Here is an 8,854-nt window from a genome sequence, read left to right as displayed (position 1 = left end):
CACCGATCTTCGACCTCGTCGACTACGGCGTGGTGGGCGACCTCTTCGACGTCGTGCCCCAGCTCACCGAAGAGGTCAAGACCCGCAAGGGCTGACCGACCCCGCACGAGGTATGACCGATCCGTACGGCGTCGCGCCGGGGGCTCACAGCTCCTCGGCGCGGCGCCGTACGGCGTAGTAGCCGGCGGCGCCCACCGAACCGGCGATCAGCGCGCCGCCCAGTGCCAGCTGCGCGGTGCTCCACCGGCCGAGGGAGCCGCCGTCCCCGGCGTGCACGCCGTGCAGCTGGTCGCCGCCCTCGCCCGACACGGTGAGGGTCTGCCGGGCCACCGCGCCGCCCTCGCAGGTCACGGAGACCGGGTAGGTGCCCGGCCGGGCACCGGAGGGCACCTCGAAGGTGCCGCTGACGCCCTTCTCGTACTCGGCCGTGCGCAGCGTGAACTCCCCCGCGCCGAGGCTGTCCGCGTCGCCGGTCGCCGAGGAGTCGCCGCCGCACGCGGTGGTGCTGGCCAGGACGGAGGTGCCGGGGCGCGCGTCCGCGGGGTCGAGGACCAGGCCGGTGCCCGCCCCGGACCGCGTCGCGGGCGCCGACGGCGGGGCGGTCCAGGACGGCGTGTCGCCCCAGCCGTCGTCCCCGTCGGACGCGGCCGCGGCGCACACCGGCGCCCCGAGGAGGAGCAGGGCTGCGGTGGCGGTCGACAGGGGCACGGTACGACGCATGCGGTTCCTCTCGGGCGCGGCCGGGACGGCCGCAGGTGCGGGCTGGTCTGCGGCCGAGCAAACCGCGTGACCGGGCCCGTCGCCCGCCGAGGCGTCGAGTCGGGTGAGGGAAGGGGCACGTGCGGGTGACCGCCCGGCGCCCGCCGGACGGTCACCCGCACGAGCCCCGCGCCCGCTACACGTACCCCCTCATGCCGTGCGACCGGTGCGCCTCCACGAGCCGGACCCTGGCCGCCTCCAGGCGGTGGGCCATCACCTCGGCGACGCCGTGCAGCAGCGTCACGCCGAGTGCCGGTTCGATGTCGCACAGGGCGCGCACGGAGGACCCGTCGAATTCATAGGCGCGCACCGGGCTGAACGCCTCGGCACCGAAGTCCCAGGTATAGGGCGGGAAGAGCCAGGACCAGCCGAGGAGGTCCCCCGGTCCGAGCGGATCGAGGGGCAGCCGGGCCCGGTCGGAGACGGGCACGTCCAGCGTGACCGTCCCGGTTCTGATGATCCAGAAGCAGTCGGCGCGGTCGCCCGCCTCGAAGATCCGGGAGTCCTGGGGGAAGGACACCTCTGCGGCGAGAGGCATCAGGCGGTCGCGATAGGCGCGCGGAAGGCGGTTCAGCAGTCGTGTCCGGTCCGTCATGGCGGAACACCTCCACCGTCGGGTCACTCCAGCGTACGTACGTCCCGCCGGTACCGGGTCGTCGACGTGGTCGGCGGCCGGATGGCGGTAACGGATCGCGACGGGACGGTCACGCACCTACCGTGCCCGCATGGTGATCATCATCCGCTCCCGTCGGCTGCCCCGTCCCCCGCGTCGTCCCGTCCTGCGCAGGGCGCTGGCGACGTCGGGCCTGTGCGCGGCCCTCGTCGCGGGGGCCGCCGCCGGTCCCGCGCGGGCCGCTGCGGGACCGCCCGCCGTGCCCACCCCGTCGGCCCTGTCCTGGGAGGTCATGGACGCCGGCACCGGCACGGTCCTGGCGGCCGGGGCGCCGCACCGCAGGCTGCCGCCCGCCAGCACCCTCAAGACGCTGTTCGCCGTGACGGTCCTGCCGCACCTGCGGCAGGACGCGGTGCACCGGGCGTCGTGGGCGGACCTCGCGGAGGTCGCCGAGGGCAGCAGCGAGGTCGGGGTCGCCGAGGGGCACCGGTACACGGTCGGGGACCTGTGGCGCGGGGTGTTCCTCAGTTCCGGCAACGACGCCGTGCACACGCTGGCCCGGCTGAACGGCGGCCTGTCGCGCACGCTGGCGCAGATGCAGGCCACCGCCCGCCGGATCGGCGCCCGCGACACCCAGGTCCGCTCCCCCGACGGCTTCGACACGCCGGGGCAGTACTCCAGCGCGCACGACCTCGCCCTGATCGCCCGCGAGGGGTTGCGCAACCCGGACTTCCGCCGGTACATGGGCACGAAGTACGCCCGCTTCCCGGCGTCCGGCGACCCGGACGCGTACGAGATCCAGAACACCAACCGGCTGCTGGTCGGCTCGCACGGCGTGGAGCCGTATCCCGGTCTCATCGGCGTCAAGAACGGCTACACCACGCAGGCGGGCACCACCCTGGTCTCCGCCGCGACCCACGGGGGCCGCACCCTCCTGGTGACCGTGATGAACCCTCAGGACGGTGACTTCAACACGGTGTACGAGGAGAGCCGCGCCCTCCTCGACTGGGGTTTCGCCACCCCGGCCCCGCAACCGCCGAAGCAGCAGGCCGGTCCCCTGCACGCCGTCGCCGCCACCGCGCCGGGCCGCCCGGAGCCCGAGGAGCCGTCCGGCCTGCCCCGCCACCTGGTCGCGGCGGCGGCCCTCGCCGTCCTGACCGGCGTCCCGCTGCTCGTGCGCCGCCGCCTGCGCACCCGCCGCTGATCCGGGACCGGCCGGGACGGGCGGTGCGGGCCGTGCCGTGCGTACCGTGTCCCGATCGTCACCTCGCAGACCTCCGCAAAGATCGTCCGGGCGGGGTACGTTGCCGGGCTGCGGCCCCACCCGCGATCCGTTCGTCCCTCGCCCGCGGAGAGCAGGAACATGCAGGAACTCGACGTGCCCCGGCTGCTGGAGCCGCCCGTGGCGGGCGGTCTCGCGGACTCGGTCTTCAAGGCGGTGCGGCGGACCCCGGACCGGGTCCAGTTCTCGCTGGCCGCACCCGGCGGGCGGTGGGAGCCGGTGACCGCGCGGAGGTTCGCCGACGAGGTCCTCGCGGTCGCCGCGGGGCTGCTGTCGCAGGGCGTCGGGTTCGGCGACCGGGTGGCCGTCATGTCGCGCACCCGGTACGAATGGACGCTCGCCGCCTACGCGTTGTGGTCGATCGGCGCCGTGGTCGTGCCCGTCTACCCGACGTCCTCCACGGAGCAGGTCCGCGACATCCTGCGGGACACGGGCGCGATCGGCTGCTTCGTCGAGAACGAGAACCACGCCATGACGGTGGCCGCCGCGCACGGCCCGCACCGCCCGCTGACCCGGCTCTGGCAGATCGACCAGGGCGCCCTCGACGAGCTGCGCGCCGAGGGCGCCGGGACCGACCCCTCCCACGTGCACCGGCTGCGGTCCGCCGTGACGCCCGGGCACACCGCGCTGATCTGCTACACGTCCGGCACGACGGGCCGCCCCAAGGGCTGCGTCCTCACCCACGCCCATCTGATCGCCGAGTGCGACACCCTGTCGGCGGGGTGGGGCGGTCTGCTGGCCGCTCCCGGCGAGGAGGCGTCCCTCGTGGCGTTCCTGCCGCTCGCCCACTGCTACGGGCTCGTGGTGGTGGTCAGTTCGGTGCGGTTCGGGGTCAACGTCGCCTTCCAGCCGGACCCTTCGCCCCAGGCCCTGCTGCCGACGCTGGCCGCGTTCCGTCCGACGTTCCTGTACGCCGTGCCGTACATCTTCGAACGCCTCTTCCGCGCCGCCCGCCTGAAGGCGCGTCAGAGCGGGCGCAGCGCCCTCTTCGAGCGGGCGGTGAAGTCGGCGGTGCGCTACGCGGCGGCCGAGCAGCGCGGCGCGGCGGGGCGGGGCGGCGGCCCCGGCCCGCGGCTCAGGCTGCGGCACGCGGTCTACGACCGGCTCGTGTACGCCCGGGTGCGCGCGGTGCTCGGGGGCCGGGTGCGCAACGCCGTGTCCGGCGGGTCGCCGCTCTCCCGCGAGCTCGGGCTGTTCCTCGCGGGCTGCGGGATCACGGTCTACGACGGTTACGGGCTGACCGAGACGGCGGCGGCCGTCACCGCGCAGCCGGTGGGCGCGGTGCGGCACGGGACGGTGGGCCGGCCGCTGCCCGGCAACGCCGTCCGCATCGCCGACGACGGCGAGATCCTGGTCCGCGGGGACGTGGTCTTCGCGGGCTATTTCAACGACCCGGAGGCGACGGAGGCGGTGCTGCGCGACGGCTGGTTCAGCACCGGGGACCTCGGACGGCTGGATCCGGACGGCTACCTGGTCATCACGGGACGCAAGAAGGACATCATCATCACCAGCGGCGGCAAGAGCATCTCCCCGCTGCTGCTGGAGGAGGAGCTGCGCGGGCATCCGCTGATCTCGGGCTGCCTGGTCGTCGGGGACAACCGGCCGTACGTCGCCGCCCTGATCACCCTCGACGAGGAGGCGGTGTCGGGCTGGCTCGCGCTCAAGGGGCGCGACCCGCAGGAGCCCGCCGCCCTGGTGACGGACGAGCAGCTGCTCGGGCACGTGCGCCGCGCGGTGTCCCGGGCCAACTCCCGTGTCTCGCGCGCCGAGTCCATCCGGACGTTCCGGGTGCTGCCGCACGAGTTCGGCTCGCGCGAGGGGCTGGTGACCCCGTCGCTGAAGATCCGCAGATCGGCGGTCATCCAGCGGTACGCGACGGAGATCGACGAGCTGTACGGGACGCCGCCGGACCGCCGCGCGGGCTCGCGCCGGGGTTGACCCCCGGAGTACGGCCACCGGGGCCCCGACGGGCAGGACGGGCCCGGCGTTCGTCAGGTCCCGGCGCTCGCCCGGTCGCCCGCGACGGCGTGGGCCGTCCCCGCGCCGCCCCGCCCCTCACGCCTCCCGCGACGCTCGGCGGGCGGCCGAAGGATCACCTCCGCATCCGGCCGAATCTGTGGCGGTTCCCGGACGCGTGCGGGGCGAAAGATCACCTGTGCGTCCGCCGGTACGTCCGTTTCCCGCCGGAGGCCCACCGCGCCGCCGTCGCCCGCCCGCCCGGCCCGGTGCGGCCGGACCCGGGCTGAGCACGGTGTGATCACGGAGGGCGCGTGTGACGGGCGGGAACCGTACGGTGCGGATCTCGCCAGAGATCATCCCGGTGGCCGGTTGACCGACAACACGGTTGCTCAACTCCCGTCGGCCGAAAGGGGGTTGCCCCGGCGCGCGGGTGGGGGTATGCCAGGGGCACCCGTACATCACCGTCGCGTCCGCTCCCTCACCCCTGCGAGGAGGCCATGCCCGCCTACCACGACACCGAAGCCGCGTTCGGCATGAGAGTGCCGCACGCCGAGGACCCCCGGGTCGTCGAGCTGTGGGGTGAACTCGACATCCTCGCCGCCCACCGTCTCGCGGACCGCCTGCGGGACCTGTTCCCCGGGGAGGGCGGCACGCTGGTCGCCGACCTGCGCGGGGTGACGTTCCTGGATTGCAGCGGCCTGTCGATGTTCGTCCGCGTCCAGGAGCGGCTGCGTGCGCGGCAGGCGCGCCTGATCCTGGTCCTCACCGACCCGTTCCTGCTGCGCGTGGTCCGGCTCGCCGGTCTGGCGGACGCCCTGCGGGTCGCCCCCGACCTCGACACGGCCCTCGCCTGGCCGGCCCGCGACGTGCCGGCCTGAGCCGCCCGGGCCGGGGCGGGTCCTCAGGGGGGCGGGAGCCGTCGGCGCAGCGTGTCGGCGAACTCCTCGGCGCGGGCGAGCTGGATGCGCAGATCCGCGACCCGGCGCTGCGCGGCCCCCTCGAAGTGGCGTACGCGGTCGAGGAGGTGTGCGCGTTCGGCGCCGGTGAGCGCCTCCCCGGCGTCGAGGCGGTCGGTCGCGGCGAGCAGGTCGCGCATCTCGTCGAGGGTGAAGCCGAGCGGTTTCATCCTGCGGACGACCATGAGACGGGCGACGTCGGCCTCGGTGTAGAGGCGGAAGCCGCCCTGGGAGCGGGCGGACGGGATGACCAGGCCGGTGTCCTCGTAGTGCCGGATCGTGCGCAGCGACAGCTCGGTCCGCGCGGCCACCTCGCCGATCTGCATGTGCTCGCCGCTCACGCGCCCGCTCTCCTCGTCCGGTGCGCCGCTCCCGTCGGGTGCCGGGGCGGCCGCGATCTCTACCGTAACGTTAGGGTAGAGTTCCCCGGCGCCGGGCACGCCGGTGTCGCCCGCGCCGCCTGCGGTCTCGCGTGGCGCGCCGCTCCCCGAAGCCCGTCCCGCCGCGGCCGGCACAGGGGCCGGGCGGGCGGCCCGACCGTCCGCCCCCTCCCTCCGCACGATCCGGGATGCCGGGCGTGCCCGATCACGACAGGTACCGCCTTGCCCGCTCCTGCCCTCTCCCCCGTCGCGCGGCTGCGCGGTCTGCGGCCCGACTGGATCCGCGACCCCAAGGTGTGGCGCACCGAGGTGCTCGCCGGTCTGGTCGTCGCGCTCGCCCTGATCCCCGAGGCGATCTCCTTCTCGGTCATCGCCGGGGTGGATCCCCGGATCGGGCTGTTCGCCGCCTTCACGATGGCGGTGACGATCTCGGTCGTCGGCGGGCGCCGGGCGATGATCTCGGCGGCCACCGGCGCCGTCGCCCTGGTCACCGCGCCGCTCAACCGGGAGCACGGCCTGGGCTACCTGGTGGCCTGCGTCGTCCTCGCCGGTGTCCTCCAGATCGTGCTCGGCGCGCTCGGTGTGGCGAAGCTGATGCGGTTCGTGCCGCGCTCGGTGATGGTCGGCTTCGTCAATTCCCTGGCCATCCTGATCTTCGTGGCGCAGCTGCCGGAGATGACCGGCGTGCCGTGGCCGGTCTATCCGCTCATCGTCGCGGGCCTGGCCCTGATGGTCCTCTTCCCGAAGGTCACCACGGTCGTCCCGGCGCCGCTGGTGTCGATCGTCGTCCTGACCGTCGTCACGCTGGCGGCGGGGATCGCGGTGCCGACCGTGGGCGACAAGGGCGCGCTGCCGTCGACGCTCCCGGTGCCGGGGCTGCCCGACGTGCCGTTCACCCTCGACACCCTGACGACCGTCGCGCCGTACGCGCTCGCCATGGCGCTGGTGGGCCTGATGGAGTCGCTGATGACCGCCCAGCTGGTCGACGACATCACGGACACCCGTTCGGACAAGACGCGGGAGTCCGTCGGCCAGGGCATCGCCAACATCGTCACCGGGTTCTTCGGCGGCATGGGCGGCTGCGCGATGATCGGCCAGACCATGATCAACGTGAAGGTGTCCGGGGCCCGCACCCGGCTCTCCACGTTCCTGGCGGGTTCCTTCCTGATGGTGCTGTGCATCGTGTTCGGCCCGGTGGTCTCCGACATCCCGATGGCCGCGCTGGTCGCGGTGATGGTGATGGTGTCGTTCGCGACGTTCGACTGGCACTCCATCGCCCCCGGGACGCTGCGGCGGATGCCCGCGGGCGAGATCGCGGTCATGGTGATCACCGTCGGGGTCGTGGTCGCCACGTCGAACCTCGCTGTCGGGGTCGTCGTCGGCTCGGTCACGGCGATGGTGGTCTTCGCCCGGCGGGTGGCCCGCGTCGCCGAGGTCACCGCGGTCGTCGACCCCGATGGCGGCCAGGTCGTCTACCGGGTCACCGGCGAGCTGTTCTTCGCCTCCGCCAACGACCTGGCCACCCGGTTCCAGTACGCGACCGACCCGGACAGGGTCGTCGTCGACCTGTCCGCGACGCGCATCTGGGACGCCTCGTCCGTCGCGGCGCTCGACGCGATCGGAGCCAGGTACGCGCAGCGCGGCAAGCGGGTCGAGATCGTCGGCCTGGACGGGCCCAGCGCCCGGCTCCACGAGCGGCTCAGCGGCGAGCTGACGGCCGGCCACTGAACCACCTGGCACGCCGGGCCACCGCCCCCGGAGGACTCTTGCGCGCGCCCGACTGGAGTACCCGAGCGGTGTGCCTGCCGGGTGGCGTCCGGCGTCGGGCGTCCCCCGGGGCGCCCGGCGCGCGGGTCCGCCACGGCGTCAGCGGCCGATTCCCGCACATACGCCCGAAGAGGGGAAAGACGCGTCGAAGGCGCGGTGCGGGCAAGACGGGAGGCAGTCAGTGACCCGGTCCGACTTCGACGAGCAGGAGGGCGATCGACATGACGTTCCGTGATCCGCAGGGCAGCTGGTGGGCGCGGGTGTTCGCCGCCAGGCGGGACGAGAAGAAGCCGTCGCCGCCGCGCAGGCGCCCCGGCCCGCTCCCCGAGCCGCACCGCGCGCTGCCGGGGATTCCCCGGCAGCGTGCCGAACCGCCGATCTGAGCCGGTCCCGGCGACGCTGCCCGGCGTGCGGTGCGCGCAGGGTCGGGTCTGTCCCCCGGCGGCCGGTTTCGGGGTTCGCCCCATCGGGCCGGGGGACAGACCGTTCTCCCCCGCGTTTCGTTAGGCTGGACGCATGAGTCAGAGCACCAAGGGACGGGGCCCGTCGGAAGCGCGGGCGCGGCTGCTGAACACGGCGACCAGGATCTTCTACGCGGAGGGGATCCACTCCGTCGGCGTCGACCGGATCATCGCGGAGGCGCAGGTCACCCGCGCCACGCTGTACCGGCACTTCACGGGCAAGGAAGACCTCGTCCTGTCGTACCTCGACCAGGCCGACCGGGAGCTGCGGGCGCAGGCCGGGGCCGCGCAGGCGGCCGAGGAGTCGGCGGCCGGCAAGCTCCGCGCGCTGTGCCGGACCATCACCGAGGGCATCCGCTCCCCCGGGTTCCGGGGGTGCGCGTTCCTCAACGCGGCGGCCGAGTACCCCGACCCCGAGCACCCGGTGCACCGCGCCGTCCTGGCCCACCGCCAGTGGTTCCTGGAGACCGTCACGGGCCTGCTGAGCCGCACCGGGGACGCTCCCGCCGGGCCCGCGGGCCGTCATCTGGTCCTGCTGCGCGACGGCGCCATGGCCTCCGGGTGCCTGTCCGACCCGGCGGCGGTCTCCGAGACGTTCCTGGAGGGCGTCGAGGGGATCCTCCGGGCGCGGGGCGCGTGACGGACGGGCCGCCCGCGATGGCGTCGCGGGCGGCCCG

At 74.4% G+C, this 8,854-nt stretch carries 9 protein-coding genes; 6 read left to right on the top strand and 3 right to left on the bottom strand.

Going from position 1 to position 8,854, the window contains the following annotated elements; all coding sequences use genetic code 11:
* Positions 1-144: 144 nt before the first annotated feature.
* Complete coding sequence (locus ACIP5K_RS32350) at positions 145-720, bottom strand: hypothetical protein (RefSeq protein ID WP_401415323.1); 576 nt, start codon at positions 718-720, stop codon at positions 145-147.
* Between the two features lie 175 nt (positions 721-895).
* A complete protein-coding gene (locus tag ACIP5K_RS32345; RefSeq protein ID WP_401415322.1) occupies positions 896-1,354 on the bottom strand; it encodes a cyclic nucleotide-binding domain-containing protein in 459 nt (152 codons plus the stop codon).
* A 130-nt stretch (positions 1,355-1,484) separates the two neighbouring features.
* Between ACIP5K_RS32345 and ACIP5K_RS32340 the strand changes: the two genes are divergently transcribed.
* The 3 genes from ACIP5K_RS32340 (at position 1,485) to ACIP5K_RS32330 (ending at position 5,491) form a co-directional block, all read left to right on the top strand.
* Complete coding sequence (locus ACIP5K_RS32340; protein ID WP_401415320.1) at positions 1,485-2,576, top strand: D-alanyl-D-alanine carboxypeptidase family protein; 1,092 nt, start codon at positions 1,485-1,487, stop codon at positions 2,574-2,576.
* Positions 2,577-2,735: 159 nt separating this feature from the next.
* A complete protein-coding gene (locus ACIP5K_RS32335) occupies positions 2,736-4,592 on the top strand; it encodes an AMP-dependent synthetase/ligase (RefSeq protein ID WP_401415318.1) in 1,857 nt (618 codons plus the stop codon).
* A 518-nt stretch (positions 4,593-5,110) separates the two neighbouring features.
* A complete protein-coding gene (locus ACIP5K_RS32330; RefSeq protein ID WP_401415316.1) occupies positions 5,111-5,491 on the top strand; it encodes an STAS domain-containing protein in 381 nt (126 codons plus the stop codon).
* A gap of 23 nt (positions 5,492-5,514) precedes the next feature.
* Here the strand turns inward: ACIP5K_RS32330 and ACIP5K_RS32325 are convergent, their stop codons facing one another.
* A complete protein-coding gene (locus tag ACIP5K_RS32325; RefSeq protein WP_401415315.1) occupies positions 5,515-5,910 on the bottom strand; it encodes a MerR family transcriptional regulator in 396 nt (131 codons plus the stop codon).
* 261 nt (positions 5,911-6,171) lie between these two features.
* Between ACIP5K_RS32325 and ACIP5K_RS32320 the strand changes: the two genes are divergently transcribed.
* From ACIP5K_RS32320 to ACIP5K_RS32310, 3 genes are all read left to right on the top strand, one after another.
* On the top strand, positions 6,172-7,677 hold the full coding sequence (locus ACIP5K_RS32320; RefSeq protein ID WP_401415313.1) for a SulP family inorganic anion transporter: 1,506 nt from the start codon (positions 6,172-6,174) through the stop codon (positions 7,675-7,677).
* Positions 7,678-7,937: 260 nt separating this feature from the next.
* Entirely contained in the window at positions 7,938-8,099 is a 162-nt protein-coding gene (locus ACIP5K_RS32315) for a hypothetical protein (RefSeq protein WP_401415312.1), read from the top strand.
* A 133-nt stretch (positions 8,100-8,232) separates the two neighbouring features.
* Positions 8,233-8,817, top strand: a complete 585-nt coding sequence (locus ACIP5K_RS32310; protein WP_401415310.1) for a TetR/AcrR family transcriptional regulator — start codon at positions 8,233-8,235, stop codon at positions 8,815-8,817.
* Positions 8,818-8,854: the final 37 nt, after the last annotated feature.

Origin of the sequence: Streptomyces sp. NPDC088785 (assembly GCF_044750685.1) — a bacterium.
In the GTDB taxonomy this organism is placed as follows: domain Bacteria; phylum Actinomycetota; class Actinomycetes; order Streptomycetales; family Streptomycetaceae; genus Streptomyces.
The sequence above is the reverse complement of the archived record's forward strand: the minus strand, read 5'-3'. Positions and strand labels throughout refer to the sequence as shown.

What these genes read in the sequence shown, in the direction of transcription:
- ACIP5K_RS32315 (WP_401415312.1), top strand. Translation starts at nt 7,938, where the DNA reads ATGACGTTCCGTGATCCGCAGGGCAGCTGGTGGGCGCGGGTGTTCGCC.
- ACIP5K_RS32345 (WP_401415322.1), bottom strand. Translation starts at nt 1,354, where the DNA reads ATGACGGACCGGACACGACTGCTGAACCGCCTTCCGCGCGCCTATCGC.
- ACIP5K_RS32310 (WP_401415310.1), top strand. Translation starts at nt 8,233, where the DNA reads ATGAGTCAGAGCACCAAGGGACGGGGCCCGTCGGAAGCGCGGGCGCGG.
- ACIP5K_RS32330 (WP_401415316.1), top strand. Translation starts at nt 5,111, where the DNA reads ATGCCCGCCTACCACGACACCGAAGCCGCGTTCGGCATGAGAGTGCCG.
- ACIP5K_RS32340 (WP_401415320.1), top strand. Translation starts at nt 1,485, where the DNA reads ATGGTGATCATCATCCGCTCCCGTCGGCTGCCCCGTCCCCCGCGTCGT.
- ACIP5K_RS32335 (WP_401415318.1), top strand. Translation starts at nt 2,736, where the DNA reads ATGCAGGAACTCGACGTGCCCCGGCTGCTGGAGCCGCCCGTGGCGGGC.
- ACIP5K_RS32350 (WP_401415323.1), bottom strand. Translation starts at nt 720, where the DNA reads ATGCGTCGTACCGTGCCCCTGTCGACCGCCACCGCAGCCCTGCTCCTC.